25 protein-coding genes and 1 tRNA gene are annotated in these 26,429 nt (G+C 63.4%); 10 read left to right on the top strand and 16 right to left on the bottom strand.

Translation table 11 applies throughout. The features are described from left to right. Positions 1-60 precede the first annotated feature (60 nt). From ACQUQF_RS12450 to ACQUQF_RS12420, 7 genes are all read right to left on the bottom strand, one after another. Positions 61-1,137 carry a LeuA family protein gene (locus ACQUQF_RS12450; protein WP_435179246.1) on the bottom strand — a complete coding sequence of 359 codons (1,077 nt, stop codon included), beginning with the start codon at positions 1,135-1,137 and terminating at the stop codon, positions 61-63. Continuing rightward, positions 1,134-2,435: a CaiB/BaiF CoA transferase family protein gene (locus tag ACQUQF_RS12445; protein ID WP_435179244.1), complete on the bottom strand. Its 1,302-nt coding sequence runs from the start codon at positions 2,433-2,435 to the stop codon at positions 1,134-1,136. The genes ACQUQF_RS12450 and ACQUQF_RS12445 overlap by 4 nt, the downstream gene beginning before the upstream one ends. Before the next feature lie 7 nt (positions 2,436-2,442). Beyond that, positions 2,443-3,579: an ABC transporter ATP-binding protein gene (locus tag ACQUQF_RS12440; RefSeq protein ID WP_435179242.1), complete on the bottom strand. Its 1,137-nt coding sequence runs from the start codon at positions 3,577-3,579 to the stop codon at positions 2,443-2,445. Further along, entirely contained in the window at positions 3,579-4,481 is a 903-nt protein-coding gene (locus tag ACQUQF_RS12435) for a carbohydrate ABC transporter permease (RefSeq protein WP_435179240.1), read from the bottom strand. Before ACQUQF_RS12435 ends, ACQUQF_RS12440 begins: the two co-directional genes overlap by 1 nt. Next, positions 4,481-5,392, bottom strand: a complete 912-nt coding sequence (locus ACQUQF_RS12430) for a carbohydrate ABC transporter permease (RefSeq protein WP_435179238.1) — start codon at positions 5,390-5,392, stop codon at positions 4,481-4,483. Before ACQUQF_RS12430 ends, ACQUQF_RS12435 begins: the two co-directional genes overlap by 1 nt. A gap of 25 nt (positions 5,393-5,417) precedes the next feature. Next, on the bottom strand, positions 5,418-6,770 hold the full coding sequence (locus ACQUQF_RS12425; protein ID WP_435179236.1) for an ABC transporter substrate-binding protein: 1,353 nt from the start codon (positions 6,768-6,770) through the stop codon (positions 5,418-5,420). Between the two features lie 72 nt (positions 6,771-6,842). Further along, positions 6,843-7,523 carry a helix-turn-helix domain-containing protein gene (locus ACQUQF_RS12420; RefSeq protein WP_435179233.1) on the bottom strand — a complete coding sequence of 227 codons (681 nt, stop codon included), beginning with the start codon at positions 7,521-7,523 and terminating at the stop codon, positions 6,843-6,845. Between the two features lie 191 nt (positions 7,524-7,714). Between ACQUQF_RS12420 and ACQUQF_RS12415 the strand changes: the two genes are divergently transcribed. After that, the gene (locus ACQUQF_RS12415; protein ID WP_435179231.1) at positions 7,715-8,980 is read left to right on the top strand and encodes a DUF7282 domain-containing protein; all 1,266 of its coding nucleotides are present in this window, start codon (positions 7,715-7,717) and stop codon (positions 8,978-8,980) included. 66 nt (positions 8,981-9,046) lie between these two features. On the opposite strand, the gene ACQUQF_RS12410 is transcribed toward ACQUQF_RS12415, so the two are convergent. The 3 genes from ACQUQF_RS12410 to ACQUQF_RS12400 form a co-directional block, all read right to left on the bottom strand. Continuing rightward, positions 9,047-9,346: a hypothetical protein gene (locus ACQUQF_RS12410; RefSeq protein ID WP_435179228.1), complete on the bottom strand. Its 300-nt coding sequence runs from the start codon at positions 9,344-9,346 to the stop codon at positions 9,047-9,049. A 107-nt stretch (positions 9,347-9,453) separates the two neighbouring features. Then, positions 9,454-11,556, bottom strand: coding sequence for a heavy metal translocating P-type ATPase (locus ACQUQF_RS12405; RefSeq protein ID WP_435179226.1), 2,103 nt, complete (start codon positions 11,554-11,556; stop codon positions 9,454-9,456). 50 nt (positions 11,557-11,606) lie between these two features. Further along, positions 11,607-12,521: a diacylglycerol/lipid kinase family protein gene (locus tag ACQUQF_RS12400; RefSeq protein ID WP_435179224.1), complete on the bottom strand. Its 915-nt coding sequence runs from the start codon at positions 12,519-12,521 to the stop codon at positions 11,607-11,609. A gap of 204 nt (positions 12,522-12,725) precedes the next feature. Here ACQUQF_RS12400 and ACQUQF_RS12395 point away from each other — a divergent pair, with 204 nt between their 5' ends. The 3 genes from ACQUQF_RS12395 (at position 12,726) to ACQUQF_RS12385 (ending at position 15,311) form a co-directional block, all read left to right on the top strand. Next, positions 12,726-13,778, top strand: coding sequence for a pentapeptide repeat-containing protein (locus tag ACQUQF_RS12395; protein WP_435179222.1), 1,053 nt, complete (start codon positions 12,726-12,728; stop codon positions 13,776-13,778). A 28-nt stretch (positions 13,779-13,806) separates the two neighbouring features. Next, on the top strand, positions 13,807-14,559 hold the full coding sequence (locus tag ACQUQF_RS12390) for an SDR family NAD(P)-dependent oxidoreductase (RefSeq protein WP_435179529.1): 753 nt from the start codon (positions 13,807-13,809) through the stop codon (positions 14,557-14,559). 188 nt (positions 14,560-14,747) lie between these two features. Further along, the gene (locus ACQUQF_RS12385; RefSeq protein WP_435179220.1) at positions 14,748-15,311 is read left to right on the top strand and encodes a dihydrofolate reductase family protein; all 564 of its coding nucleotides are present in this window, start codon (positions 14,748-14,750) and stop codon (positions 15,309-15,311) included. Between the two features lie 35 nt (positions 15,312-15,346). On the opposite strand, the gene ACQUQF_RS12380 is transcribed toward ACQUQF_RS12385, so the two are convergent. Beyond that, positions 15,347-15,421, bottom strand: a tRNA-Arg gene (locus ACQUQF_RS12380). Positions 15,422-15,640: 219 nt separating this feature from the next. After that, positions 15,641-16,519: a hypothetical protein gene (locus ACQUQF_RS12375; protein ID WP_435179218.1), complete on the bottom strand. Its 879-nt coding sequence runs from the start codon at positions 16,517-16,519 to the stop codon at positions 15,641-15,643. A 112-nt stretch (positions 16,520-16,631) separates the two neighbouring features. Here ACQUQF_RS12375 and ACQUQF_RS12370 point away from each other — a divergent pair, with 112 nt between their 5' ends. The 4 genes from ACQUQF_RS12370 (at position 16,632) to ACQUQF_RS12355 (ending at position 20,589) form a co-directional block, all read left to right on the top strand. Beyond that, positions 16,632-17,006 (top strand): hypothetical protein, encoded by a 375-nt coding sequence (locus ACQUQF_RS12370; protein ID WP_435179216.1) that lies wholly within the window; start codon positions 16,632-16,634, stop codon positions 17,004-17,006. Between the two features lie 1,024 nt (positions 17,007-18,030). Beyond that, a complete protein-coding gene (locus tag ACQUQF_RS12365) occupies positions 18,031-19,086 on the top strand; it encodes a hypothetical protein (RefSeq protein ID WP_435179214.1) in 1,056 nt (351 codons plus the stop codon). A 189-nt stretch (positions 19,087-19,275) separates the two neighbouring features. Continuing rightward, positions 19,276-20,022 (top strand): hypothetical protein, encoded by a 747-nt coding sequence (locus tag ACQUQF_RS12360; protein ID WP_435179212.1) that lies wholly within the window; start codon positions 19,276-19,278, stop codon positions 20,020-20,022. A gap of 183 nt (positions 20,023-20,205) precedes the next feature. After that, positions 20,206-20,589, top strand: a complete 384-nt coding sequence (locus ACQUQF_RS12355) for a hypothetical protein (protein WP_435179211.1) — start codon at positions 20,206-20,208, stop codon at positions 20,587-20,589. Positions 20,590-21,236: 647 nt separating this feature from the next. Here ACQUQF_RS12355 and ACQUQF_RS12350 read toward each other — a convergent pair. Then, complete coding sequence (locus tag ACQUQF_RS12350) at positions 21,237-21,461, bottom strand: sigma factor-like helix-turn-helix DNA-binding protein (RefSeq protein ID WP_435179210.1); 225 nt, start codon at positions 21,459-21,461, stop codon at positions 21,237-21,239. 167 nt (positions 21,462-21,628) lie between these two features. Between ACQUQF_RS12350 and ACQUQF_RS12345 the strand changes: the two genes are divergently transcribed. Further along, on the top strand, positions 21,629-22,072 hold the full coding sequence (locus ACQUQF_RS12345; protein ID WP_435179207.1) for a hypothetical protein: 444 nt from the start codon (positions 21,629-21,631) through the stop codon (positions 22,070-22,072). Positions 22,073-22,096: 24 nt separating this feature from the next. Here the strand turns inward: ACQUQF_RS12345 and ACQUQF_RS12340 are convergent, their stop codons facing one another. The 3 genes from ACQUQF_RS12340 to ACQUQF_RS12330 form a co-directional block, all read right to left on the bottom strand. Next, on the bottom strand, positions 22,097-23,218 hold the full coding sequence (locus tag ACQUQF_RS12340) for a tyrosine-type recombinase/integrase (RefSeq protein ID WP_435179205.1): 1,122 nt from the start codon (positions 23,216-23,218) through the stop codon (positions 22,097-22,099). Between the two features lie 289 nt (positions 23,219-23,507). Beyond that, positions 23,508-23,681, bottom strand: coding sequence for a hypothetical protein (locus tag ACQUQF_RS12335; protein ID WP_435179203.1), 174 nt, complete (start codon positions 23,679-23,681; stop codon positions 23,508-23,510). A gap of 144 nt (positions 23,682-23,825) precedes the next feature. Next, complete coding sequence (locus ACQUQF_RS12330) at positions 23,826-25,151, bottom strand: heptaprenylglyceryl phosphate synthase (RefSeq protein WP_435179201.1); 1,326 nt, start codon at positions 25,149-25,151, stop codon at positions 23,826-23,828. Positions 25,152-25,265: 114 nt separating this feature from the next. Between ACQUQF_RS12330 and ACQUQF_RS12325 the strand changes: the two genes are divergently transcribed. After that, the gene (locus tag ACQUQF_RS12325; protein WP_435179199.1) at positions 25,266-26,381 is read left to right on the top strand and encodes a hypothetical protein; all 1,116 of its coding nucleotides are present in this window, start codon (positions 25,266-25,268) and stop codon (positions 26,379-26,381) included. Positions 26,382-26,429 lie beyond the last annotated feature (48 nt).

Below are 26,429 nucleotides of genomic sequence, written 5' to 3'. Positions count from 1 at the left end.
TCGTTCTCGGCCCGATAGGTCTCCTTCCGGCCCTTCCGCGCCGACTCGCCTCCCGACGACTCAGTCGAGGTCCGCCGCGAGCGCGACCGCCTCGTCGAGGGTCAGCTCCCCGGTCTCGGCGTCGAGTCGGTCGAGCAGTCGCGCGACCCGGTCGTCGGTCGGCTCCCGGCCGGCCCGCTCCAGGAGGCGGCGGGCCGCCCCGCGGCCGGTGTCGCTCCCGAAGAGCAGCCGGCGCTCGCCGCCGAACCGGCCGGGGTCGAACGGCTCGAACGTGGCCGGGTCGTCGAGCATCGCCGCGGTGTGGAGCCCGGACTCGTGGGAGAACACCTCCGAGCCCAGCAGCGCCTTGCCCGGTTCGGCGTCCTCGTCGAGCGCGTCGAGCACCGCACGGGCGACCGGGAGCAGTCGACTCTCGTCTGCGGCGACCTCGAACGGCTCGTCGCCGACCGCGGCCGCGGCGACGACCTCCTCCAGCGCCGCGTTGCCCGCCCGTTCGCCGAGGCCGGCGACCGAGACGTCGGCCTTGCCGACGCCGAGCCGGGCGGCCGCCAGCGCGTTGGCGGTGCCGACGCCCAGGTCGTCGTGGAAGTGGACCCCGACGTCGGCCAGGTCCGCATCGAGCGATTCGAGGTGGTCGACGACGCCGGCCGGCGTCCGACTCCCGACGGTGTCGGCGACCGTGTAGCAGTCGGCGTCCACGGCGCCGAACAGGTCGCCGAGGTCGGCGGGGTCGGTCCGGAAGCCGTCCATCGCTGTGAAGTGGACCGTCGCGCCGCGGTCGCGCGCGAGGTCGGCGGCCTCGACCGCGACCGCCGTCATCGCCTCGCGGTCCTTCCCGAGGACGCGGTCGAGTTGCCGGTCGCTGGTCGGGGCGAACAGGTCGACCACGTCGACGCCGGCGTCTATCGCTGCCTCGACGTCGGAGGGGATCGCGCGGGCCAGGCCCGTAATCGCGGCCGAGAGGTCGACCCGGTCGCAGAACCCGGCGGTCCGGTCGTCGGCGACCGGGAAGCCCACCTGGAGGAAGTCGACGCCGAGCGCGTCGAGTTCGCGGGCGGCCGCGACCTTCTGGTCGACCGAGTAGCGGACGCCGGGGCGCTGCTCGCCCTCGCGCAGGGTCAGGTCCAGCAGCTTCACACGACGCCCTCCTCGCGGAGCCGCCGGATGCGCTCGCGGTCGTAGCCCAGCGCGCCCAGCACCGCGTCGGTGTCCTCGCCCAGCGCCGGCGGGTCGGTCGACTCGACCCGGTCGAAGCCGGTGGCCCGCGCCGGGAACCGCGGGACGCGGACGCGGCCGCCCTCGCCCTCGGTCGCTCGGACCTCGCTCATGGCGTTCGTCGCGTCGAGGTGCGGGTCCTCGCAGACGTCGGCGGTGTCGTTGACCGGCGCGACCGGGACGCCGGCCTCCTGGAGGCGTTCGACCAAATCGGCGGCCTCGTAGTCTGCACAGACCGTCTGGACCTCCGCTTTCAGCGCCTCGCGGTTGTCGAGCCGGTCGTCGAGCGCGGCGAACCGGTCGTCCTCGTGGAGGTCGACGCCGAGCGCCTCGCAGAACCGGCGCCACTGGCGGTCCGACGAGGGGCCGACGAACACCCACTCGTCGTCGGCCGACCGGAACACGTCGTAGGGCGCCCAGCTCGGGTGGCTGGCGCCCATCGGCTCGGGCACCTCGTCGTACGCCTGGGTGAAGGCGAGCCAGTAGCCCATCAGCGCCACGCTGCTCTCGAACAGCGGGACGGTGACGTGCTGGCCCTCGCCGGTCGCGTCGCGCTGGCGGACCGCCGCCAGAACAGTGAGCGCGCCGTACAGCGACGCCGCCATGTCGGCCACGCTGGTCCCGCTGCGGACCGGCGGGCTGTCGGAGTGACCGGTGACGCTCATCATGCCCGACAGCGCCTCGGCGACCGGGTCGAGCGCGGGGAACTGCTCGTACGGGCCGGGGTTGAACCCCTTGATGGAGCAGTAGATCAGCTCCTCGTTGACGACGCGGAGGTCGTCGTAGCCGACGCCGAGGCGGTCGGCGGTGCCGGCGGCGTAGTTCTCGACGAGCACGTCGGCCTCCTCGACGAGGTCCCGGAGCACGGTCCGGCCCTCCTCGGTCTTGAGGTCGGCGGTCACGCCGAGCTTGTTCCGGTTGACGTAGTTGAACGAGCTGTTGCCCACGGGGTTCGAGTCCCGGACGGCGTCGCCGCGCTCGGGGTGCTCGACCTTGATGACCTCGGCGCCGAGGTCGGCCAGCAGCATCGAGCAGAACGGGCCGGCGATGATGTGGCCGAGCTCGAGCACCGTCACGTCCGAGAGGGGCTGGCCCTCGGCGCCCGGCAGCAGGTCGGGGGCGACCCGGCCGCCGTCGGTCAGCGTTCTGCGGTCGTCGCCGGAGCCGGGTTCGTCTGCGGCCGGCTCGCTGTCCGCGGATCGGATGTCGTCGTCTGTCATGGTGGGGTCAGGAGTTGCGCTGGGGTCTGGGGGAGTCGTTCGCCAGTTCGTCGCCGTAGCAGACGGTCCGGCCGTCCTCGCCGAACACGTAGACGTCGGCGGCGTCGAAGCCGACCGTCAGCTCGTCGGCGTGCTCGACGTCGCCGAGGGTCGGGGAGACCACGTCGACGTCGGTGCCCCCGGGGGTCCGGCCGTGGACGACGAACTCGGTGCCGAGCTGCTCGACCACGTCGGCGACCACGGTGAACCGGTGGTCGCCGCCGTCCGGCGAGAGGTACTGGGGGCGGACGCCGAGCGAGACCGCCTCGCCCTCGCGACCGACGAAGCTCTCGGCCGGGGCCGGGACCTCGAAGCCCTCGCCGGCGAGCGCGTACCCCTCCTCGCGGGGCTCGACCGTCGCGGGCAGCACGTTGGTCGAGGGGGTGCCGATGAACCGGGCGACGTACTCCGAGACCGGCCGGTCGAACAGCTCGCCCGGGGGCGCGAACTGCTCCAGCCGGCCGTCGTTGAGCAGGACGACGTGGTCGCTCATCGTCATCGCCTCGGTCTGGTCGTGGGTGACGTACACCATCGTCGCGTCGAGCTCCTGGTGGAGCCGCTGGACCTCGACCCGGAGCTCGGCCTTGAGCTTGGCGTCGAGGTCGCTCATCGGCTCGTCGAGCAGCAGCACGTCGGGGTCCTGGACGAACGCCGAGCCGAGCGCGACCCGCTGCTGCTGGCCGCCCGACAGCTCCGCGGGCATCTTCTCGAGCTGCTCGGTGATCTGGAGCGTCTCGGCCGCCTCGTCGATGCGGCGGTTCCGCTCGTCCCTCGGGACGCCCTGGACCTTCAGCCCGTAGCCGATGTTCTCCCGGACGCTCATGTGGGGGTAGAGCGCGATCGACTGGAACACCATCGCGCAGTTGCGGTTCTGGGGCGAGAGGTCGGTGACGTCCTGCTCGCCGAACGACACCCGGCCGCTCGTGGGGGTCTCGAGGCCGGCGATCATCCGCAGCGTCGTCGTCTTCCCGCAGCCGGACGGGCCGACCAGCGTCGTGAACGACCCCTCGGGGATGGTGAGCGAGAGGTCGTCCACGGCGACGTGGACCGTGCCGGCGGAGCGATACTCCTTGTCGACCGAGTCGAGGTGGATTGGACGTGCCATTATTCGAGACCTCCGACGTTGAACCCCTGGAGCAGGTAGTTCTGGAGGAAGAGGGCGATGAGGAACGGCGGGATGCAGATCAAAAGCGACACCGCCATCGTCTCGCCCCAGCCGATGGTGACGCGGTCGAGGAACAGGCTCGCCCCGACCGTGATGGTGTACATCTCGTCGCTGCTCATCACGACGCGGGCCATGGTGAAGTCGTTCCACGCCACCGCGAACGCGAAGATGGCCGCCGAGATGTACCCCGGGCGCGCGACCGGCAGCACGACGTCCCAGAGGGTGCGCGTGCGGCTGGCCCCGCGGACCCACGCGGACTCCTCCAGAGCGATCGGGACCGTCTGGAAGTACTGCCACATGAGCCAGATGGTGAACGGCGCCGAGATGGCGGTCAGCGCCATCGCCAGCGCGAAGTAGCTGTTCAGCAGGCCGAGCGCGTAGAAGATGACGTACAGCGGGATGGCCAGCACGATGGGGCTGAACATGTACGCGAACAGCACCGCCCGCGCCGCCAGCGTCTTGCCGGTGAAGTCGAACCGGGTGAGCCCGTAGCCCGCCGCCACCGCCAGCGCGGTGGACATCACCGTCGAACTCGCGGTGACGATGAGGCTGTTGGTGAAGTACTGGACCGTGTTGGTCTCCTCGAACAGCACCGCGAAGTTCCGGAACGTCACCGAGTCGACCAGCAGGTTGACCTCGCCGCCCGCGAACACCTCGGCGGGCGACTGGACCGCGATGGCGACCATGATGTAGACCGGGACGGTCACGAACACGGCCACGACCAGCGCGGTGAGTACGACCGCGACGCGCTTGACCCGCTGCTGGACGTTCTGGGGGAGAATCGAGCCGGCGGCGCCCTCGCCGAGCCACGGCAGGCCGCCGGTGCGGTCGCCGAGCGACATCAGTGGGCCACCTCCTTCTCGGGCTCGAAGACCCGGAAGTAGACGACCGCCACGCCCGCAAGCAGGAAGAACATGATCCCCGCGAGGGCGGTCGCGGCGCCGAAGTCGACCGCGTCGAACGCGAACTCGTACACCCGGATCGGCAGGGTGGTCGTCGCGCCCAGCGGGCCGCCCCGGGTCGAGAGGTAGATGATGTCGAACTTGTTGAACATCCAGATGCCCCGCACGAGCAGGATGATGAGGATGGCCCCGCGGAGGTGGGGAACCGTGATGTCGCGGAACGCCTGCCAGGTCGAGGCGCCCTCGACCCGGGCCCGCTCGTAGAGGTTGGGGTCGATGGCCTGCAACCGGGCCAGCAGGATGAAGAAGGCGAACGAGCCGAACTTCCAGACGCTGGTCACGACCACCGCGGGCATCGCCCACTGCATGGTCGAGAAGAACGCGACGGGGTCCTCGAGCAGGCCCATCTGTATCAGCCACTGGTTGAGGACGCCGACGTTCGGGTCGAGGATGAACTTCCAGATGAAGATGACCACCAGCGTCGGCAGCAGGTACGGGAAGATCATCATCGTCCGGAGGACGCCGCCGCCGCGGATCTCCTGGTTGACCACGAGCGCGAGGCCCAGCCCCACCAGGAGGCTGAGGACCGTCGTCGAGACGGCGTACACGACGCTGTTCCACAGGAACCGCCAGAAGCCCTCGCTCGTCAGCACCGCGACGTAGTTCGACAGCCCCGCGAACGTCGCCGCGCCGGTCGGGTCGTTCAGCAGGCTCATCCAGAGCGCGTAGCCGATGGGGATGAGCCAGACCACGGTGAAGAACGCCGCGAACGGCAGGAACGTCGCGAGCAGCAGCAGCTGTCGCTCGTCGAGACTGGCGACCGAGGACCTGACCGATGTTGCCGTGCTCATAGAAGTGGCGTGAGAGCGGGACAGGTCAGCCCTGCAGCCCCCGGAGCTCCTCGGCGACCCAGTCGACGGTCTGCTCGGGCGACTTGCCGCCGACGAGCAGCTGGGCCGCCGACTGGCCGAACACCTGCTGGCCGTACGCGTCGGCCGCCACGATGTTGGGCTGGCCGCCCTCGCCGGTCGCGAGGACGGACGTGAACGCGTCCCAGTTGTTCCGGACCAGGTCCATCACCGGCTTGTGGTTCTGGATGGTCTCGTTGTTCTTGATGGCGTCGCTGTTCAGCATCTCCTTCGTCGGCGGGAACTGGAACAGCGGCGCCGACAGCACGAAGTCCATGAACTTGTCGGACTTGCTGAAGAACTCGACGAACCGCTTGGCGCCCTCGGTGGCGCTGCCGTGCTTCCAGACGACGTGGCCCTCCATGTACGCCCACCACTTGTCCTGCTGCTTGCCGTTCGGGACCGGGAACGCGGTCGGCGAGAGCTTCTCGACCAGGTCGGGCCGGTTCGACGCGATGGTCAGGATGGGGAGGCCGCCGACGCTCATGATGGCGGCGGCGTTCTCCTGCTGGAGCGCGGCGATGGCGTCGCCCCACTCCCACCCCGAGCCGTTCGGGGAGTACTGGTTCATCTGCTGGACCCACTGGTAGGTCTCGACCGCCCGCTTGCGGTTCTGGCCCTTGTCGATGGTGACCTCGATGTCGTCGGAGGGGCCGCCGTAGATGTTGACATCGTTCTGCCAGTGGTACTGGGTCATCTGGGTGTCGGCGTTGTTGGTCTGGCCCGACTGGACCACGTAGCCGTTGATGCCCTCCTGCTCGGTGATGCGCTTCGCCTCCGACTGCCACTTCTCCCACGTCGTGGGATTCCCGTCGTAGAGGTCGTTGCGGTACCAGCCCATCAGGGGCTCGACCATCGTCGCCGCGAAGTACGACTCACCGCCGACGTTGACCGGGTCGGGGAGGCCGGTCCCCTGGACCGCGCCGCTTATCGGCGCCAGGTTGCCGTTCTGCTGGTAGCGGTAGGCGTCGGTCGAGGTGTCGAAGACGATGTCCGGCGGGTTGCCCGCCGCCTTCATCTTCTGGAGCTGCTCGTCGGTCGAGGTCCCCTTGGAGGTGTACGTGACGTCCACCTTGTAGTCGTGCTCGCTCTCGAACTCGGAGATGATCTGGTCGATGACCTGCTTGGAGTCGCCCCGGTCCGAGAGGTACTTGATCGTCTTCGACTGGGCGCCGCCCCCGTTCATCGACCCCGCCGTCTCGCCGTTCTTGCCGTTCGACTCGCCGCCGCCGTCCCCGCCGGTGCAGCCCGCCGCTCCGACCAGGGTGACCGCCCCGGCCGACTGGATGAACCGCCGTCGGGTAGGTGTCTCGGAACCCATGAGAGAATATACCACGTTCACGGGGGGAAGGTCTTCACCCCTTCACTCGTTGGCTCTTTAAGTGCCACTCCCTCAGTCGTCGCCGCTGACCGGCGATTCGCCGAGGAGCGCGGCCCCGTCGTCGCCGCCCGCGGCGCCGCCGGTCGCCCGGTCGAGCGCGTTCCGCAGCAGCGTGCGCTCGGCCTTCCGGAGGTGTTCGAGGAAGGTGGTGTGGCTGATGTCGAGTTCGGCGGCCAGCGTCTCGGCGTCGGCCTCGCGGGGCCACTCGTAGTAGCCGCCCTCCAGCGCGGTCCGGACCACCTCGGCCTGCCGGTCCGAGAGCAGCCCCTCGGAGGCGCGGTAGGGGGTGAGCTGGGCGAGGTGGACCGAGCCGATCTCCCGGAGCTCCTCGACGATGTTGCGGAGGTCCTCGCGCCTGAACACCACGATGTCGAACACGCGCTGACTCCCGCTGACCCTGTCCCACCACTGCAGCATCCCGTGGTTGCGCCGGATGACGGGCAGCGCCCCGCACGAGCGCTTGGTGAGCTTGATGTGGGTGTCGTCGACGCGCTCGACGTGCTTGACCTGCTCGGCCTCCTCGAACGCCGCGAGGAACTCCTCGACCTTGTCGCCGGCGTCGACGACGAAGTTGATGTGCTCGTCGTCGACCACCTCCTCGTGGTTGGCGGTGAACGAGGTGTTCCACCGGCTGGTGACCTCGCTCAGGACGCAGTCGGTCTGGAGGTCCAGGTAGAGCTTCGCCCGAAACATTTGGTAGCGGTTGGCAAGATACCCGTATGAATCTTTGGTGTGTGTTCGGCGGCCCGGCGCCGGCAGGAAAGGGTAATCGCGCGACCACGTCCGCAGACCCGGTCCGCGCAGTCACCGGGACGCGCACCGTCCGAATCAGTCCCCTTATGAGTTAAAGCTATAGCATTTGAATGTGAGCGGCCGACCACACGATGGCACAGAGACGCAGTACGCCGACCCCGACGGTCCTCGCCGTCCTCGCGGTACTGGCGGTCACCGCGGCCGCCCCCGCCGCAGTGGCCGGTTCCGACAGCACCGATCGAGTCGACGCGGAGACGAGAGTCAGCAGTGCGAACAGCTACGCGCTGGACGGGGACGCAGCGACCGAGACGTCGCTGACGTTCCGGAACCAGACCACCGGGGGAACGGTCGTCGCCGTCGCGCGGGCGACCCTGTCCGACGGCGGGTTCGTCGTCCTCCACGACCGCCGGTTCCTGTCGGGGACGGTGCTCGACAGCGTCGCCGGCGTCACGGGGTACCTCCCGGCCGGCGCTCACCGGGACGTCGAGGTCGAACTGCGGGACCCGATTTCGGCGTCGCAGTCGCTCGTCGCCGTCGCCCACCGCGACACCGACGGCGACCGGGTCTACGACTTCGAGGCGTCCGGCGGCCGGACCGACGGCGTCTACGCGGTCGACAGCCGGGTCGTCGCGGACGACGCGTCCGTCACCGTCGAGTCGACGACCGCTGCCACGACTACAGCGACCGCGGGACCGACGACCGAACTGCCTGCCACGACCGAGCGACCGACCACGACGACCGCTCTTCCGGTGACGAGCACGCCGCGAGAGACGGCGACCGCCTCGCCGACGACCGGCGACACCCCCGTGACGACCGTCGTCCCGACCGCGCGACCGCCGGCCGACACGTCGACGCCCGCGACGACCGGGAGGGTCACCGTGACGCCCGCCGCGACGACCGGGAGGGTCACCGCGACGCCCTCGCCGACGGCGACCGACGACTGGACGACCGTCGCGGTGACCACCGAGCACTCGGCCGGAGTCGGGTCCGCGCCCGGCGCCGATTCGGAGTCGGCGTCCGGGGCCGGAGCCTCGTCCGGGGCGGGCGCCGGCTCCGACGTCACTGGCGGAGCGACGGATGTGGACCCCGATGCCGGCTCGAACGCCGGCACCGGAGGCGGTGACGCCACCGCGGGAGACCGAGAGGGCGGCACAGATGTCGGACTCGATTCGACCGTAACCGACCGCGGTGCTCCGGCCGACGCTGACGGTGCGACGGACGATAGCGACGCCTCGCAGACGCCGGCCGGGACCGCGGAGGGGACCGCGGCGGAGTCTGGCGAGACGGCGGCCGGCGCGGACCGACCGTCGAGCGAGGCGTCGGAGCCCGGGTTCACCGGGCCGGTCGCGGTCGTCGCGCTGGCTCTCGCCGTCGCACTCGCCGGGCGCAGGGGGTGATCGCGCCCTCCCGGTCGACTCGCGTCGTCCGGGACGGCCACCCGAAGAACGGCGGGACCGACGGAACTACGGCCCCGCGCCGGAGCTCTCGGGCGTCTCGTCCAGCAGCTCCGCCGCGCGGTCGCGCAGCGACTCGGGCAGGTCGGCGTCCTCGGACAGTCGCCGGAGCGTCTCGCTACACGGCGGGTGGGCCAGGCCGTCCAGGGCCCGCTCGCGATACCGGTCCGCGACGTCGCCGTCCCGGACGATCTCGGCGAGTCGGTCGCACTCGTTGGCGGTCTCGAGGTCGCCGATCGCGCTCTCGCGAGCGTCGTCGTCGCTCGATTCGTCGAGGGCGATCTCGACGTTTTCCTCGGGCGTGCTCATGCCGGACGGAGGTTCGACCTCCACGCCGTTATCCTTGCGGGCCGACGCGGTTCGGGGGCGGTACGTCGCCGACCCGGAGTCGGTCCGGCGCGGACGGCGGCCACCGGTCACCCAGATACCGACAGGTCGATTCCGCGGAGTCGCCGGGCGTTCACCGCGACGATGACGGTCGACAGCGACATGAACACCGCGCCGACGGCCGGCGAGAGGACGACCCCGAACGGGGCGAGGACGCCGGCGGCCAGCGGGAGCGCGACGACGTTGTACCCCGTCGCCCAGGCGATGTTCTCCTGCATCTTCCGGTAGCTGGCCCTCGACAGCGTGACGAGTCGCACGACGTCGAGCGGGTCGTTCTCGACCAGGACGACGTCGCCCGACTCGATGGCGACGTCGGTCCCGGAGCCGATGGCGATGCCGACGTCAGCCCGGGCCAGGGCGGGCGCGTCGTTCACCCCGTCGCCGACCATCGCGACCTTCCTGCCCTGCGCCTGGAGCTCGGCGATCTTCTCGTCCTTGTCCTCGGGGAGGACCTCGGCGAAGTAGACCTCGATCCCGAGTTCCGCGGCCACCGCCCGGGCGACGTCCTCGGAATCGCCGGTGAGCATCGCCACCTCGATGCCCATCGCGCGGAGCGCGTCGACCGCCCGGCGGCTCTCCTCGCGGACGACGTCGGCCAGCGCGAACGCGCCCACGACGTCGCCCTCGACCACGACGTAGACGACCGACCGGCCGCGGGAGCCGGCGGCGTCGGCGAACTCCGCGACGGTCGCCGGCGGGGCCAGGTCGAGCGACCGCAGCAGGTTCGGCCCGCCGACGTACACCTCCCGGCCCTCGACGTCGCCGCGGACGCCCCGGCCCTTCAGCGCCTCGAAGCTCGATGCCCGCGGCGGTGCGACCCCGATCTCCGCGGCGCGCTCCCGGAGGGCGCGGGCGACGAAGTGCTCGGAGTCGGCCTCGACGGCCGCGGCCAGCGCGAGCGCCTCGTCGCCGGTCCAGCCGTCGACCGTCGCCGCGTCGACGACGCCGTGCTCGCCCTTCGTGAGCGTGCCCGTCTTGTCGAAGACGACGGTGTCGAGGCGCCGGGCCTCCTCCATCGCGATGCGGTCCCGGACGAGCATCCCGTTCCGGGCCGCGGTCGAGGTGTTGATGGCCACGACCAGCGGGACCGCCAGCCCGAGCGCGTGGGGGCAGGCGATGACCAGCACGGTGACAACGCGCTCGACGACCGCGAGCTCGAAGCCGACGACCGCCAGCCAGCCGACCGCGGTGAGCGCGGCGACGGCCAGCGCGACGTAGAACAGCCAGCCCGCCGCCCGGTCGGCCAGCACCTGGGTTCGGGACCTGCTGCGCTGGGCCTCTGCGACCAGCCGCACGATGCCGGCCAGCGCGGTCTCGTCGCCGGTCGCGGTCACCCGCACCCGGAGGCTGCCGTCGCCGCTGTTGACGGTCCCGCCGACGACCCGATCGCCGGGGGTCTTGTCGACGGGCCGGGACTCGCCGGTGACCATCGACTCGTCGGCCGCCGAGTCGCCCGCCACGACCTCGCCGTCCGCCGGGACGCTCGCGCCCGGCCGGACGAGGACCACGTCTCCGGTTTCGAGGGCGCCGACGGACACCTCCTCGGTGGTCCCGTCGTCGCGGACGCGCTCGGCGGTGTCGGGCATCAGCTTCGCGAGCTCGTCGAGCGCGCCGGCGGCCCGCCGGACGCTGCGCATCTCCACCCAGTGGCCCAGCAGCATCACGTCGACGAGCGTCACCAGCTCCCAGAAGAAGCTGGTCGTGTCCGGGACGACCAGCGAGACCAGGCTGTAGCCGAACGCGACGGTGATCGCGAGCGAGATGAGCAGCATCATCCCGGGTTCGCGGTTGGCGAGCTCGGTCCGGGCCATCCGGAGGAAGGGCACGCCGCCGTAGGCGAACACCACCACGGCGAGGACCGGCGTCACGTAGTCGCTGCCCGGGAACTCGAACGCGGTGTAGCCGAGGACGTCCTGGACGAACGGGCTGAAGTAGAGGACCGGGATCGAGAGCGCCAGCGACACCCAGAACCGCCGCCGGAACAGCTCCTCGTGGCCGGTGTGGTCGGTGTGCTTGTTGTGGGCGGTCTCGTCGACCGCCGGCTCCTCGTGGACGTGGGCGGTCTCGACGGTCCGCTCGCCGTCGGCGTGCTCCTCGTGGTCGACGTGGTGGTCGTGCGGTCGTTGGCTCATGGTCGTTGCGGGATGGTGGTCGGGTGGGCGTCCTCGGTCGAGGGTCGCAGTCACTCCGGCGACGGGTCGTAGGTCTCGCCGACGGGCATCCGGAGGGTCCGGGGCCGGACGGTCAGCGAGAGCGAGTCGGCCGTCAGTATCTCGCCGTCGAGGCTGAACGTCGCCGGCTCGTCGCCGGCGACCGACACCGTCAGCGACGGCGCCTTCAGCCGGGCGACCGACGGCGACTCCTGGCCGAACAGCCGCTCGACGACCCGGTCGCCCATCAGGTCGATCGCCGGTCGGTCCTCGACGATCGCGACGTCGAACCGGCCGTCCTCGACGTTCGCCTGGGGCCGGCCGCGGGTCGGGAACCGCCGGCCGTTGCCGATCAGGACCAGGACGGCGTCGCCCTCCCAGACGGGCCGGCCCCCGTCGCGCGCGCCGACCCGGACGTCGAGGTCGAGCCCCTCGAACGACGAGAGCGTCCGGAGCGTCGTGAGCACGTAGGCGAGGACGCCGTACCGGTTCTTGAGTTCGGGCGTCGTCTCGGCGCTCGCCTCCGCGGTGAGGCCGGCGATGCACGAGTTGACGAACGGCCGGTCGCCGGCCATCCCGAGGTCGAGCCGCCGGCGCTCGCCGTCCGCGAGCACCTCGAACGCCGACTCGACGTCGGTCACGCCGACGTTGTCGGCGAAGTCGTTGCCCGTCCCGACCGGGACGACGCCCACCGTCACGTCGTCGAAGGCGTCCTCGGCGTCGACGCCCCGGAGGACCTCGTTCAGCGTCCCGTCGCCGCCCGCCGCCGCGACGAGCGACGCGCCCGACCCGACGGCGTCGCGGGCGTACGAGACGGCGTCGCCCTCCTCCCGGGTCTCCCGGACGGCGTAGCCGTGCTCGGCGGCGAGCGATCGGACCCTGTCGGCGTGTTCGCCGGTGCCGCTCACCGGATTGAGGACGACGACCCCGTCCGTTTCGTCGGTCATGGAAGTCTCTCCCGGGACGTAACGCGGGGCGGGAAGTTCCGTGTTGTGGGCGCAGCGGGCGTCCGGTTCGGACGGGACGGCCGTGTTGCGGGCGCGGCGGGGTCCGGTCGGTGCGACAGCGGTCGGTCGGTGCGGCGGTCCCCGAGCGCTGCCCCGGACCACGAAAGGCGGCAGTATATGAAACGTGGCCGCCAAGACGGGAGGATGAGCACTGCGGAATCCGACCGCTGCGGGTATCGGCTCGAGATCGGACTGGACGACCAGGACATCGCGGCCGGGCCCTGCGACCGGCCCGTCTGGGAGGACCGCGACCGGTGTCTCTGGCACGCGCCGGTCGACGGGAAGACCAGAGAGCAGCTCGAACGGGCCGACCCCGCCGGGCTGGACACCGTCCACGGCGCCTACCTCCGGGAGGCGTCGCTCGCCAACGCGGACTGGTTCGCCGGGGCGTCGCTGGTCGGGGCCGACCTGACCGGCGCCGACGCGAAGGGCGCCGACTTCTCGGACGCCGACCTGACGCTGGCGACGCTGACCGACCTGAGCGCCATCGGCGCCGACTTCTCCGACGCGAACCTCGAGGGGGCGATCCTGACGAACGCCGACGTCCGCCGGGCGACGCTCGAGGGCGCCCGGCTCCACGAGACGGTGCTGACCGACATGCACATCGGCGGCGGGACGAAGATGGGGCGGGTCGCGATCTACGATCAGGAGGACGCGCCGCCGGACCTGATTGACGAACAGCCCCTGGAGGCGGCGGCGTGGGTGTACCGCCAGCTCCAGGCGCTGTACGAGGAGAACGCGCTGCCCGAGCTCGCCCGCCGGAGCTACCACATGGAACGGGACGCCCGGCGGCGGCTCGCGTGGCGCGAGCGGGACTTCGTGGCGGCGACCAAGTGGGAGCTGTCGCGGTGGGTGATGCAGTACGGGAGCAGTCCGTACCGGGTGCTGTTCGCGTCGCTCGTCGTGATCGTCGTCTGCGCGCTGCTGTTCCCGCTGACCGGCGGCATCCAGGAGACCCAGGCGGGCGAGACGATCACCTACGCCATCCAGAACCCCGAGGACGCCCCCTGGTGGTGGCTCGGGGACGTGCTGTTCAAGAGCCTCTACTTCAGCGTCGTCACGTTCGCCACGCTCGGCCTGGGCGACATCCAGCCCATCGGCCCGTTCGCCCGGTTCCTGGCCGGCCTGGAGTCGATCCTGGGGTCGCTGCTGGCGGCGCTGCTCGTGTTCGTGCTCGCCCGGCTCGTGACGTGGTGACGGGCCGGCGTGAGGACGAGTCGTCGTCATCACCGGCGTCAACGAGGGGATCGGCTACGGGATGCTCCGCGCGCTTCTCGAAGACGGGTACCGGGTCGCCGGGCTCGACGTCGACGGGGAGCACCTGCGACCGCTCCAGCGAGCACACCCGGAGCGGGTACGGTCCGTCGAGTGCGACGTGACCTCGGACGACGACGTCGAGGCCACGGTCGCGGCGATCATCGACGACTGGGCCCGGGTAGACGTCCTCGTCAACAACGCCGCGATGCTGAACTTCGGGTGCTTCGTGGACCAGACCCTCGCGGACGCGAAACGGGTTTTCGGGGTGAACTACTTCGGTTACGTGCGGACGATCCGGGCCGTCCTGCTCCACGTGAGAGCGCGGAACGCGGGGATCGTCCACAACGTGAGCTCCGGCGTCGGTCGGGTCGGCGACCCGGGGCTCTCGGGGCACCTCGCCACGAAGGGCGCGATCGAGTCGCTCACGCGTCCGCTGCGGCTCGAACTCCGGCGCGAGAACGTAACGCGTACGATAATGCACCCCCGTCTGGCGAGGAGTCGGTCGGCGACGGCGCTCGGCTATCCGGAGTCGCAGCTGGCCGACCTGGAGTACGTGGGCCGAAAGCTGGCCGGGAAGATCGAATCGACCCGCCCCGTCATCTACACCGACTGGGTCACGGGGATCGGACTGTCCCTGGCCCAGCGGTTTCCGTACCTCGTCGGGAGAACCACCGAGCGGTTCCTGGACGAGCGCGGGGCGGCCGCGGAACCGGGGTGCTGACCTGTCCGTCGTTCTCGTCTCCTTCGGTTCGGTTGCGGGACGTATCGCACGTCACGTCCGCTGGGTACGGAGTGGTGGACCGGAGCGACGGTCGGAACGCGTTCCGGTTCGATACCGGCCCTCTGAGATCGGCGCGGACGACCGCGTCAGTTTAGCCCATCGAGAGCTACGACAGACACAGACCGCCAGTGAAGACCCAGTACTACACGGCGACGAGTATCGACGGGTATCTCGCGGACGAGGACGACTCCCTCGACTGGCTCCTCCAGTTCGGAGAGATCGAGGGCGTGGACGACGAGTACTCCCGATTCGTAGACCGGGTCGGTGCCCTGGCCATGGGCGCGACGACCTACGAGTGGCTCGTCGAGCACGAGAACCTGCTGGCGCACCCCGAGAAGTGGCCGTACGAGGCCCCGGCGTGGGTGTTCAGTACCCGGGAGTTACCCGCGGTCGAGGGGGCGGACATCCACTTCGTCCGGGGGGACGTCGCGCCCGTCCACGCGGACATGGTGGACGCCGCGGACGGCGAGAACGTCTGGCTCGGCGGTGGCGGCGACCTCGTGGGACAGTTCCACGATCGCGGTCTGCTCGACGAGATCATCCTCAGCGTCGCCCCCGTCACGCTCGCGTCTGGCGCACCGCTCCTACCGCGTCGGATCACCGACCCGCCTCTGGAACTGGTTGACGTGGAGAAGCAGGGGGACGTGTTCGCGGTTCTGACCTACGAGGTGCAACAGTCCACCGAGAGCTGATCGGGACAACTCCGCGTTCAGAGAGCCAGAATCCATGGGCGCTGCAGGATTTGAACCCGCGACAGCTTGGTCCGAAGCCAAGTACTCTGTCCAGACTGAGCTAAGCGCCCGCACTCGGTCGTACTGGCCCGGCCGGTTTAAACGCCGCGGTTTCGGCCGAGCGCATTAGGCGGTATGACACCAATTGACTGGTGTAAGCCCAATCCCATTGCTGGCAGTTCTCTGCCTCCACACAACCACTGAACGTACCTCATGCAATAAAACTCTGGCTTTCAAGCACGGGGCTTACTAAGACTGTACTAACGGCTCACATGCGTATAAGAGGTGTATTAGTTTTCAGCGCCATCATTTAGCATATGCCAGACTTCATTGATTGTTCCTACAACCATGAAAAGTGTAATTGCTGCTTCGTAGGCGGTCGGCGACTCATCTAAATGAATGACTTCATCTCGCTTTTCTTTAAGATAGTATAAATTAGAAAGGATACTTGGAACACTGCTTAACTGTTGAAGGATAGTACCGTTGGAATCATTTTCATCAACATACATTTCCATCAGTTCATCAAGAACCCGGCCCCATGTACCGCGATCCAATTCCTCGTCCGTTTCACTTTCATACAGTTTCTGAAGGTAGTGTTCGACTGCTCTGAGGGACACCATCACAGTAGAGGTTGGACAATTCATTGGGAGGGCACGGCAAGCTTCAATAATATCTCGGCGTGGTGCCTCGTCCATAGCGTTCCAAACTTCAGTTGCAAACAACTGGTCTGGTCGTTCCATTAGAAGTTCGAAGTCTAGCAACCATGAATTGGGTATGGGAATTCGTCGCTCGTTTTCAATCTTCTCGTAGATTAACTCAAACCACGAACGAGCATGTCGAGTAAGCTCATTACCAAGTTCATCATCAATCTGGGTCTGGGTAGAAGAACCTTCATACTCACTAATCAGTTCATCTCTAAAGACTGTAATTTGATCGGCAATTGTGACTGCTGTACTTGTCGCTCTCAGTCTGTTTTCGATTTCCCCCAATGAGTTTAGAATATAGTTTTGGTTTATTTCACCTATGGCATAGTTCTCTTCACCAGCCACTTGAAGGTAGGAAAGATGTCCACCAATTACCAAACAATCAGCTAGCGTCAAGTCCCTTACCTTCTCTCCATCTGTTGACGGCGAACTTACGTTCTCATCATCTGGTTCTTCATTTCCCATATTTCAGCGCTATTACTCCCATATGATAATTGTTTGGAAGAGATTCTGCTTTCAACGTATATGATATACTCTAATCGAAAAACATACTGCGTACTACCTAATACGGATGAACATGATAGACGTCTTATCAACTATTCCAACGCCGGTATGGTTCTTTGTTGCATTCTTCATCCTAGTCATTGGATCAACGGACGACGTTGACATCATAGGACTGAAAGGTCTCGTTCCAGAGCAGAACCATGACACGGGACTTTCCTCAACTATACAGAATCTTTCTGCGTTACTGACCTTCACGGTCGTGTCCTTCGTTGAAGGATCTCTATTTCTAGTCCGAGGTGCCATTAAACTCGTGGTGACCTTATTACAGAGAGTCTTCAAATTCCTCGCTGAACATAGTGATGAAATCGTTAGTACAAGTATAAATCTCATCAGCATCAGTTTTAACGTCGTTACTGTTCCTCTCAAAGCGATTTGGAGACGTGTTTGAACGTACTCCTCTGCTAGAAAGTTCGATTTGAGAATGGGGACTTTATTATGGACCTTTCTCACGGTCTGTACAAGACCATTAGCAAATGTCCGTAACCGCAGTAGAGTTTCGATGGAGTGGGTGGCCAAGTGTTCCGTCTTCGACTCCACGGGACCACCACCCACTCCATCGACCGCATCACGAGGTAGTTGTGAGCAAACACCCTCTGATTCACGACCTTAACCTCATAGTTATCAAATGAACTTTAGACATTACATACATTGTTCCCAAAAATGTAGTAGGAAATAAAATCTCCGGTAGTACCATGAGCATAGATTTCACTTCCATGCCTTTGCCGTATGGTGGTTACCAGAAAATCTCTGTAGTACCACTTGGGAAGATTGCTATGATGATATGCCTCGGTGGTACCAAGATCCTCTTTCTCGCGGTTCACCTTGATGAATGTCCCACCCCCGTGACACCCACCCGTCATCATTACGTCAGTTAGGTAACATCCATACTCCACTGGTGGGGGTCGATGAAGGTTCGCCTCACGGTGTTGCGGTTTTCACGGTCATATATGGAGATCTCCAATGGCACAGTTTTGAGTCCCAGATATAAATTCCAGTGATATAATGGGGATTTTCGGCCAATATTATTGGCAGTAATCACTTATAGGATATTTATTCAGTTTATTACCCTCTATCTCATATACTGTTACATGGAGAGGTTGGTCATAGAGATTCATGTCCAATGAGCTTCGTGAGTGTCTATCGGCGTTCAAGCCGATTTCTTAGATGTAATAGTTATAGAAATGAAAGAAAATAATCTCCAAATCCATGAGTGACGAAAAGGCGTACCACAAGCGAAAGACTACGATTGCTATCTCTCCGTTTGAGCGTGATCTTCTCGACAAAGTTGCATTCAAACGATGGGGTACCAAGGATATTCCCTATGGTGAGACAGTCCAGCAGCTTTGTGAAGAAGAGTTAGAACGTCTCTAAGAGCTGTTGTAGTTCTCAAATTTATTCTAAGAAATTTTGTTATGAATACTGCTATTAGTTCCAATAATGTTATCGGTGATGGAAATATCGGTGGGGAAGACCATCGTGAGAGAGAATGGCGCTCAGACCGCCCTATCGCCAACTACGATGGTGCAACTCTCCGAGAGGAATGTGTCAATGAAGATGGTAAGGCAAAGTCGTGGGGGAAGGCAGTGATGGAACTGAAGCAGTACAAGCAAGATAAAGACGATGTTAAACAAGTCTTCAAAAATAAGCGTGGTGAGTCATTCACCTCAAGTGCCTCTAGCCGATTCCATAACGACTACGCTCGTCGGCAGTACGGTCGTATCCTCACTGCTGAAGAGAACATCCTTGAGTCCTACAACAATCCACATACGGCTTTGATTAGCCTCACGGGGAGTCCGTTCAATGAGATCAGTGGTTGGAGAGCGCCATGTGATTACCTCAATGATCTCTTAGAGTCGTGGGGGAATGTCACTGGTGCTCTTAGGCGCTCGATGGACGACCGACGTTGGAGCTATGTGGCTGTAGTAGGAGCGTCAAAGAACGGGTATGCACACATCCACATCGGCGTATATGTTGATGGGAGTGTATCCATCGACGACTTTGAGAATGCTATCGATGCTCACTGTCGTAATTCTCCAGTGGCTAAGAAGAGCCATCATCCCTACGAGGAGGCTATCAAGGTCAAGCGTGTGACTGAGAAGGCCCGTGGGTCCGAGAGCACCATGGAGAGTGGTCTGAGTACGGGAATGGGCAAGTACATTGCCTCTCATCTACCAGCCCTTGAAGAGGATATTGAGGATGCTGAGAGGCATGTGAGGCAACATGCGGCTGTGCTATGGGCTTCGGAAACGAGGCATCTCCGTATGTCTAAGTCCTTTAGCCATATGTATAATAATGGTGATAGCTCCGATGGAGTTTCACCCGACTCTGATTGGGAGTACATCGGAGTAGAGATTGACGGAGAAGTGTATGATGTTGAGGCCGATGACCGTGGTGGTGGCAGTAGGATGGTGGAGATCGAGAGCCGTGGTTACGACGAAGACCCAGTACCGTGGGCCGAAGTAGACTAGGCTATGCTCTATACTAACTCTCGTTTCTCCAATTACCGTGAAGACGTATGGTGATTAGAGGACAGATGGTTACGACCGTTTGGCGGCAAGACCGTAATTTTGGTCGTTTTTAGATAGTTATCTTTGTGTACTGTCTGGCTTTGCGCGCGCGTAGCGGAATAATCTAACTAGGTTAATAAACGTATATCTATGGCCTACAATTACGATTTCGATTACGACGAGATTGCTGAGGTACCGCTCTGTGATTCGACTGATTCGGTTCGAGACGGGCTTGAGGGATGTACTTGGGATACAGCTCTGGGTCAGTTCACTCGGTGGCAAGAGAATTGTTCTAATGGCTCTCCGTTAGTCGAGGATTGGAGTGAGCCGTCAGTCCAGTCGTTTACCGGTGAGAACGATAGTGTGCTCTTGGAGAAGGTCAAGTCTCTCCGAGAAGGGCTGCGTAAGGAACACCACGTTCTCTGGACCTACGTGATCACTCTGAATGGCCGTCCGTCTGATGAAGGTGGATGGCTTCCTCCAGCGGACTTCACTGAGGAGCTACTGTCGAGTTGGCCGAAGGTCCGTGATTCAATGTACGCTATCTGCGAGGGTAGTGAATACGAGTACGTCCGTGTCTTAGACGCCAGTGAGACGGCTCACCCTCATGTTCATCTAATTATCCTTTCGTCAGAAGAGTTGGATGCTAACCGCTTTGAGAACTGTTTTGAGGCTCACGTTGCTCACTGTGATGTGGCTTATGGGGAAGACCATATCCCCGATCGCTCTATTCGGTATGGTCGTTCTCTTGAAATCGATAAGAAGCTGCGGGATAACCTTGAGTGCTTCTTAGAGAATCGTCGTGGGAACGACCGTGAGATGCTGTTCAATACACTTCTCTGGTCGATGGACGTGGATAGGTTTGATTTCTCTAAGGGGGCTGAAGACTACTTCTGATACTAATGCTGATGATCTCAACCTCTGGCATCGGGGTTTGTGGGAGGCTTTTGACGATGCTTCTACCGTCGTGTGTCACAGCCACGATGGGGTTGGCTCACCCCCGATAGTGAGCCACGGATAGCCGTGGAGGACGTTCCTCTACGGCTTTGAGTTTTCAATAACATTAATTTCAATATTAACATGAGTACGGAAGTCAACATCAATGGAGAGTCGTATGATGGTATCGACCTTGAGATTGTAGGTGCTAGTGACGAGATTCGTCCGTCTATCGTCACTGAAGTGTCTCAAGTATGGTCTGAAGGGCTGAAGATACCTTTCTACGAACCTCACCACAGTCTTACCACCGACGTTGGAGATCACTGGAAGATTCGTGGAGCAATCAAGAAGACCGAGAAAATCCCGTTGGAGGAAATCACTGATGGTGGTACAGTCTCAATTCTCCACGAGAGGATGGGTGAGAAGTACAGTGTCGAGCAGCTACGGTATCCAGACGATTATGTGAACATCAATAATTCGATGTACCACATATTTGAATTGACCGTCACCGAGATCGACTCGGAGTAGTCGGGTAACCCCACTCGGCTTTCCTTATACTAACTCACGTTTTGTTAAAATTGCTGGAAGTGAGTGTGATGATAATGTTGTGGAGTAGTATCACATGAACGTGGATATTCATACTCCTTCGAGAAACTGAAGATCATTATCTATGCACCAACGTGAACAAGTAATTAGATACTGACGAAGGTTTTAATAGGATTGAAATCTGTACCATAATTATAGGAACGACAGTGAGTAAAGAGGGACGTGATTGAGTCCGTTTGACTGGTTGTCCTAGTTAGAGACACGACTTAGACGTCCTTAGAAAGATGGACGTGAAATAAAAAGGGTCCTTAAGGGGGTCTCCAACACTGTCGTTAGTTAATGGGAGTACCTCATTCGTGAACCGTTCCTTGGGAAGGACTGTTTGCTTATCGAGAAGTGCATCCGTGAATGTCTGTAGCTTGCCTACTGTGTTTCGACAAGACCGTATTCTCCGATGGCGAAAGCCGTGATCGTAGGGTCTTGACGAAAGAGGATTGTCTTTTCATACACCCTCGTGATTTCGTCCCGCTCTGCTCGTCCCCTTGTGGGACAAAGAGCGGGACAATTCTTTTTTACTAGTGATTTGGTCAGATACCTTCTCTCTGTTGTCACGGCAATAGAAATACCTTCTATGGACGTTCTTGGCTACCTCTCAAAGTGATGTCAATCTCAAACAGTGGCTTGATGTGCTTAATGAAGGTCTCTTCATCTCCGTGCTCTTCAGCTTCCCTCTTGACATTCCCAAGATATCGATTTACAGTACCCTTAGTGCATCCGACTTCTTCAGCGATATCCCGCTGAGACTTATTCAGTGCTCTCTTCATCACGATCCTAGCCTTATCCTCGTCAGACAAACCTCGTGACATAACTGTGGCAAATCCACCATAGTAACACTTCTACTTCACACTTTCTCTACACCAATCAAGTATTAGAAAAACACACTAATTCGGATATCCAGTACAGTCGATATCTCATATTCCATCAATGTTATGAGTGCTGGTTGACAATGTTCTCCATACAAATGGTAAAAGAGGACTTGGAGAAAGCGAAGTCTGAGAGTAAGACCGACAACCAACATAATCCACACGTAAAACTGCAAGTCCAATGTGAACCAAATACAGAGAAACAAAAGAGAATCGTAGAAACTCTTTGTCGGTATGTCTCTGAGATCTCCTATGATGGTGATCTCGGTGCATTCACTAACGAGCTTGTTGATACTGTTTTTGACGAGTTAAGAACATCTGACATTAATACGCAGAAAGCCTATGTATGGCAAGTGTTTGGCCAATTTATTCATGTGAAGGTAGAGGAAGTCGGAGAAACAAGCGTAGGTGAAGATGAGGATATAGTTGATGTTATTCGTGATTTGGATGAAAGTGAATTTGAGTGGTTCAAGCGGGGTATAGATGCCACTGATGAGGAATACCTCGCTTTTTGTAAAGGGCATTGGTTCTCAAAAAAATAACTGAGAGGGTAGCGACTTGGATTACTAACCCATTCGATTCAGTGCATCACGTCGGTCTTCGACTGGTGCTTGGTCATACTTCATCGTAGTCTGGACTGAGGTGTGACGTAGCTGGGCTTGTGCTGCTGCAAGGCCCTCTTCTCGGGTCATATACGTACCTACAGAATGGCGAATAGAGTACCATGAGATACTTCGATTGTCTGTAGAAAGCCCAGAGAGGTCACACAGTTGTTCGAGTAGGTACTTAAGTGAATGACTCTGGTATGGATTTCCTTCTCTTGTCAGCCAAACTGAGTCCGTCTCAGCGTACTTCTGGTACAACTGTCGCTCCTCTAACCAACGTTCCAACATTTCAGCAGTACGCTGTTGGAGACTTACCGTCCAGTGTTCATTGTTCTTCGCAGCTTGGTCAGCGGGAACACGCAAAACGGCGTTGTCAGTATCAATCCATTGAACTTGTGCTCGTTTTACCTCAATAGGACGGAGACCAGCATCCAGTGACGTCCATACCAACGAGGGTATCTTGAAGCCATTAGCCCGTTCAAAATCACTCTTTGTGATCTCAGACATGGGTTTGCGGAAACGTCTTGCCAAGTATCGTTTCCACTTCTTTCGACCCTTTGGAGAAAGAGAGTTGTAATGGGGAACACTCCCGTATTCCAAGGCTACTTCACGTATCTGTTGACGTTCTTCTCGACTTAGGAAGTCACGGGGTTGTGTGGCTCCGCGACTATTACTGATTGATAGCTGTGGTTCCCATTTGTCTTCGTCGTATTCCCATGATCGCCATTGGAATAGCATTTTGAGGGTCTTTTGGATGTTCGTCTTGTAGCTCGCACTTCTATCTCCATAGACCAACTCCCTCATGTAGGCGTCAGCATCGTCGTGAGTAACATCAGTAGTATAACCACTCTCACTCCATTTCCACCGATAGAACTTGTCACAGTCGTCAGCACGGCGTCGTGCTGTATGGTAGGCGTATCCCTCAGCAGAAGAAGGATCTTTGCCCAGATTTAGCATCCATCGAATCAACTTCTCTCGGTGATCACGGTAGTCTATGAGTTGCCGTTGGTTGAGTACCTCCTTTGCTTGTTCTGTGATAAGGGAGATACCTTTTACTTCTGTGGTCAAATCGCCATCAGTCATAGAGGGTACACCCCTCATAAGAATGACTGTTAGTCAGATTCGCTGTACACCGTAGGGGTGACGGATTTCGGTGAATCTGGATAGCCTTGCACATGGGTTTGTCTTGCCATTGTGAAGGCCAGAAAACTACCAGCAGTGGACTGGATGGACGATTGTTTGAACCCGCGACAGCTTGGTCCGAAGCCAAGTACTCTGTCCAGACTGAGCTAAGCGCCCGCACTCGGTCGTACTGGCCCGGCCGGTTTAAACGCCGCGGTTTCGGCCGAGATCCGCGAGCCGTCCCGGAGCCTCACCCGGAGACGACGCCGTCCCAGTCGATGCGGTCGATGGTGCAACCGCCGCAGTCGGGACACGTCTGCCGGTCGAGCGTGAACGTGGCGCCGCAGGTCTTGCACTCGTAGGTCCCGTCCGACTCCCCGCCGGTCGCGCCGACCACGCGTGCGATCTTATCGGTGAGACTCATGCGTATCGTACCGCCACGGAGAAGCGTTTCTACGAACTCGGTTAAGACGTTTTCCATTCTTCGAGACGCGAAACGAACGGAGCGCGCCTGAAACGTCGGAAAACGCCCGCTTGTAGCGCACCGAAAACGCGGGGCTGTCGGTCGCTACCGCGCGGACGGCGAGAGCGCCAGGTGGTCGGTCGCGGCGTCGGCCGGCCCGGCCGCGTCCGCGGCGGCGCCCCGGTCGGCGACCAGCGCGCGGAGGTACCGCCGAATCAGGGCGGCGTCCGCCGACCCCAGTTCGTCGAAGACGTCGGGACCGAGCGCGCGCCGGAGGTCCAGCCCGGCGGTCGAGCCGTCCGCCGCCGCGGCCTTCCGGCGCCCGGTATCGCCGCGGTCGGGCACGTCGGCACCCTCCCGCAGGTCGACCAGGTCGCGCAGGCGGAGCCACGTCCGGACGGTGGCGGCGAGGTAGCGTTCGGCCCGCCGCTCCGGGTCGGGGACCCACGGAATCGTCGCGAGGTACCCCGCGGCGGCCGAGTCGGCGACGGCGACGTTCTCGCGGACCCACTCCCGGACCGCAGACGCCGAGGCGTCCGGGGCCACCTCGCCGACGGCCCGCTCGCAGAGCGCGGCCTCCTCGTCGGCCACCCGGTGGAAGGCGTCGCCGACGACGACCGCGTCGGCCCCGGCGTCGAGCATCGCCTCGGCCCGCTCCCGGGAGTCGAGCCCGCCGCCGTACCAGAGCCGCGACCACGACAGCCCGTCGGCGACGGCCGCGAGTTCCTCGGCGGCCGCCTCGCCGCCGTAGGTGCCCGAGTACTCGAGGTAGACCAGTTCGCTCCCGAGGTGGCGCTCGGCCGCCATGGCCCGCTGCTTGGCCTCGCGGGGCGACAGCACGTCGGCGGCGGCGACGTTGGCCTCGCGGGCCGCCGCGCTGTCGGGGTTCTGGACGACGTAGGCCTCGAACACCGCGTCGGCCAGCAGCCACGAGGTGGCCAGGTCGGCGAGCCGGTCGGCGGCGAACCCGGGGAGCCACGGGAGCGCGTCGTCGAGCAGGTCGGGCACCAGCTCCTCGCGGACGTACTCGATGCCCGCGCCGAGCTGGCCGACCAGCGACTCCGAGTCGCCGTTCAGCACCTCCGGGATGGCCAGCAGGTCGGCCCGCTCGCGGGTCCGCGGCGTGACGTGGCGGGGCCCGCTGGGCTCGTGGAACACCGGCACCGACGCGGGCGCGAGCAGCTCGAACGTCTGCTCGGTGTTGCGGGCGGTGACGTCGGCCGAGCCGCCGACCGACACCGCGTCGGTGTGCCGGAGGTAGAGGGGGTACAGCAGCGGGAGCTTCTTCGCGTCCTCGGGGTCGACCTTGGTGACGTGGGTCCAGTCAGTCGGGACCGGGTTGGAGTCGACGGGCAGCACGGTCCGCGCGGCCAGCGAGGCGCCCCGGCCCGCCCGACCGAGCAGGCGCGCGGCGCCGTCGAGACTCGTCATACACGCCCACACGCTCATCTCAGTCAGTTAAAACGCTCGCTTCCGGGGGCGAGCCCCCGCCCGGCGGCCGGTTCCACAACCCTGATATACCGCCGCGGGAGACTCTCGGACCACATGGGTAGCGTTCGGTCACGGATTCCGGCGGCGGCGCGGGCGATGGCGACCCACCTCGCCGAGACCCGCGACCCGCGGGTGATCGCGATGGTGTTGCTCCGCAACGAGGCGGAGGCCGAGATCGAGTCGATGACCGAGCGCCTCTTCCTGAGCGTCGAGCGGAAGCTCCAGCGCGCCAGGGAGGCCGGCGAGCTGGAGCCGGTCCCCGGCGCCGAGGACGAGCACGCCAGGTTCGCGTACGACACGCGGCTCGTCCTGCCGGCGATGCTGACGCTCGGGCGCATCCACGTCGAGGCCGGCGACGTGCCGCTGCTGCGGGTCGGCTCGGACGTCGACTACGACTTCATCGCGCGCGGGCGAGAGACGACCCGGAACGTCGTCCGGGCGCTGCTCGACGGTGACATGCGCGACGCCATCAACGACGACGAGTACGAGGACTTCGACACCAACCTCCGGCCCCGCGAACGGGTGGCCGAGCTCGCCCAGCGGCGCCTCCAGGAGGGCGTCGAGGCCTGGTTCGAGGCCGAGGAGACCCCCGACGCGGTCCGCGAGGCCTACGAGCACGCGGTCGGCCTCTCGGAGCGCCACCAGGAGGCCGACGAGCAGTTCCGGGAGCTGCTCGACCGGTTCCACGCCGCCGACGGGGCCGACGAGCGCGAGGCGGTCGCCGACGCCATCCGGGAACGGTACAAGTTCGCCGACGCCGAGGGCGCCGCCATGTTCGAGGGAGCGACCGACCTCCCGTACTTCGCGACCCAGTACGCCCGGGTCGGGGTCCTCTACGAGGACATGCTCAACATGTACGAGGCCGACCTCGGCGTCGACCTGGGCGAGGGGTTCAAGCGCGCCATCGTGCTGATGGTGCTGGGCGCGCAGGTCGGCCTCGACGACACCGACGACTACCCCGAGGACCGGCGGACCCAGCTCACGCCGGTGACCGCCGAGCTCAACCTCGCCGAGAACCGGGCGGCGGGGGTCTCCCGGGTCCGGCGCATCGTCGAGGCGTACCTCGACCGGGCCGACGACTGCGCCGACCCCGGCGACCACCTCACCCGCATCGCGGTCGAGTACATCCGCCAGCAGTCGCTCGACCGCATCGAGGCGCTCGGGCCCTGAACCGGCGCGGGAGCCGGTTCCGTCGCACCCATCGGATAGTAATCAAAA

This window comes from Halorussus sp. AFM4 (genome assembly GCF_051194995.1).
Taxonomy (GTDB): domain Archaea; phylum Halobacteriota; class Halobacteria; order Halobacteriales; family Haladaptataceae; genus Halorussus.
The sequence above is the reverse complement of the archived record's forward strand: the minus strand, read 5'-3'. Positions and strand labels throughout refer to the sequence as shown.

Coding starts and splice junctions, on each gene's coding strand:
- ACQUQF_RS12345 (WP_435179207.1), top strand. CDS start 21,629: ATGGTAAAAGAGGACTTGGAGAAAGCGAAGTCTGAGAGTAAGACCGAC.
- ACQUQF_RS12360 (WP_435179212.1), top strand. CDS start 19,276: ATGGCCTACAATTACGATTTCGATTACGACGAGATTGCTGAGGTACCG.
- ACQUQF_RS12405 (WP_435179226.1), bottom strand. CDS start 11,556: ATGAGCCAACGACCGCACGACCACCACGTCGACCACGAGGAGCACGCC.
- ACQUQF_RS12395 (WP_435179222.1), top strand. CDS start 12,726: ATGAGCACTGCGGAATCCGACCGCTGCGGGTATCGGCTCGAGATCGGA.
- ACQUQF_RS12400 (WP_435179224.1), bottom strand. CDS start 12,521: ATGACCGACGAAACGGACGGGGTCGTCGTCCTCAATCCGGTGAGCGGC.
- ACQUQF_RS12325 (WP_435179199.1), top strand. CDS start 25,266: ATGGGTAGCGTTCGGTCACGGATTCCGGCGGCGGCGCGGGCGATGGCG.
- ACQUQF_RS12440 (WP_435179242.1), bottom strand. CDS start 3,579: ATGGCACGTCCAATCCACCTCGACTCGGTCGACAAGGAGTATCGCTCC.
- ACQUQF_RS12430 (WP_435179238.1), bottom strand. CDS start 5,392: ATGAGCACGGCAACATCGGTCAGGTCCTCGGTCGCCAGTCTCGACGAG.
- ACQUQF_RS12420 (WP_435179233.1), bottom strand. CDS start 7,523: ATGTTTCGGGCGAAGCTCTACCTGGACCTCCAGACCGACTGCGTCCTG.
- ACQUQF_RS12355 (WP_435179211.1), top strand. CDS start 20,206: ATGAGTACGGAAGTCAACATCAATGGAGAGTCGTATGATGGTATCGAC.
- ACQUQF_RS12370 (WP_435179216.1), top strand. CDS start 16,632: ATGATAGACGTCTTATCAACTATTCCAACGCCGGTATGGTTCTTTGTT.
- ACQUQF_RS12415 (WP_435179231.1), top strand. CDS start 7,715: ATGGCACAGAGACGCAGTACGCCGACCCCGACGGTCCTCGCCGTCCTC.
- ACQUQF_RS12335 (WP_435179203.1), bottom strand. CDS start 23,681: ATGAGTCTCACCGATAAGATCGCACGCGTGGTCGGCGCGACCGGCGGG.
- ACQUQF_RS12330 (WP_435179201.1), bottom strand. CDS start 25,151: ATGACGAGTCTCGACGGCGCCGCGCGCCTGCTCGGTCGGGCGGGCCGG.
- ACQUQF_RS12445 (WP_435179244.1), bottom strand. CDS start 2,435: ATGACAGACGACGACATCCGATCCGCGGACAGCGAGCCGGCCGCAGAC.
- ACQUQF_RS12375 (WP_435179218.1), bottom strand. CDS start 16,519: ATGGGAAATGAAGAACCAGATGATGAGAACGTAAGTTCGCCGTCAACA.
- ACQUQF_RS12365 (WP_435179214.1), top strand. CDS start 18,031: ATGAATACTGCTATTAGTTCCAATAATGTTATCGGTGATGGAAATATC.
- ACQUQF_RS12410 (WP_435179228.1), bottom strand. CDS start 9,346: ATGAGCACGCCCGAGGAAAACGTCGAGATCGCCCTCGACGAATCGAGC.
- ACQUQF_RS12435 (WP_435179240.1), bottom strand. CDS start 4,481: ATGTCGCTCGGCGACCGCACCGGCGGCCTGCCGTGGCTCGGCGAGGGC.
- ACQUQF_RS12425 (WP_435179236.1), bottom strand. CDS start 6,770: ATGGGTTCCGAGACACCTACCCGACGGCGGTTCATCCAGTCGGCCGGG.
- ACQUQF_RS12340 (WP_435179205.1), bottom strand. CDS start 23,218: ATGACTGATGGCGATTTGACCACAGAAGTAAAAGGTATCTCCCTTATC.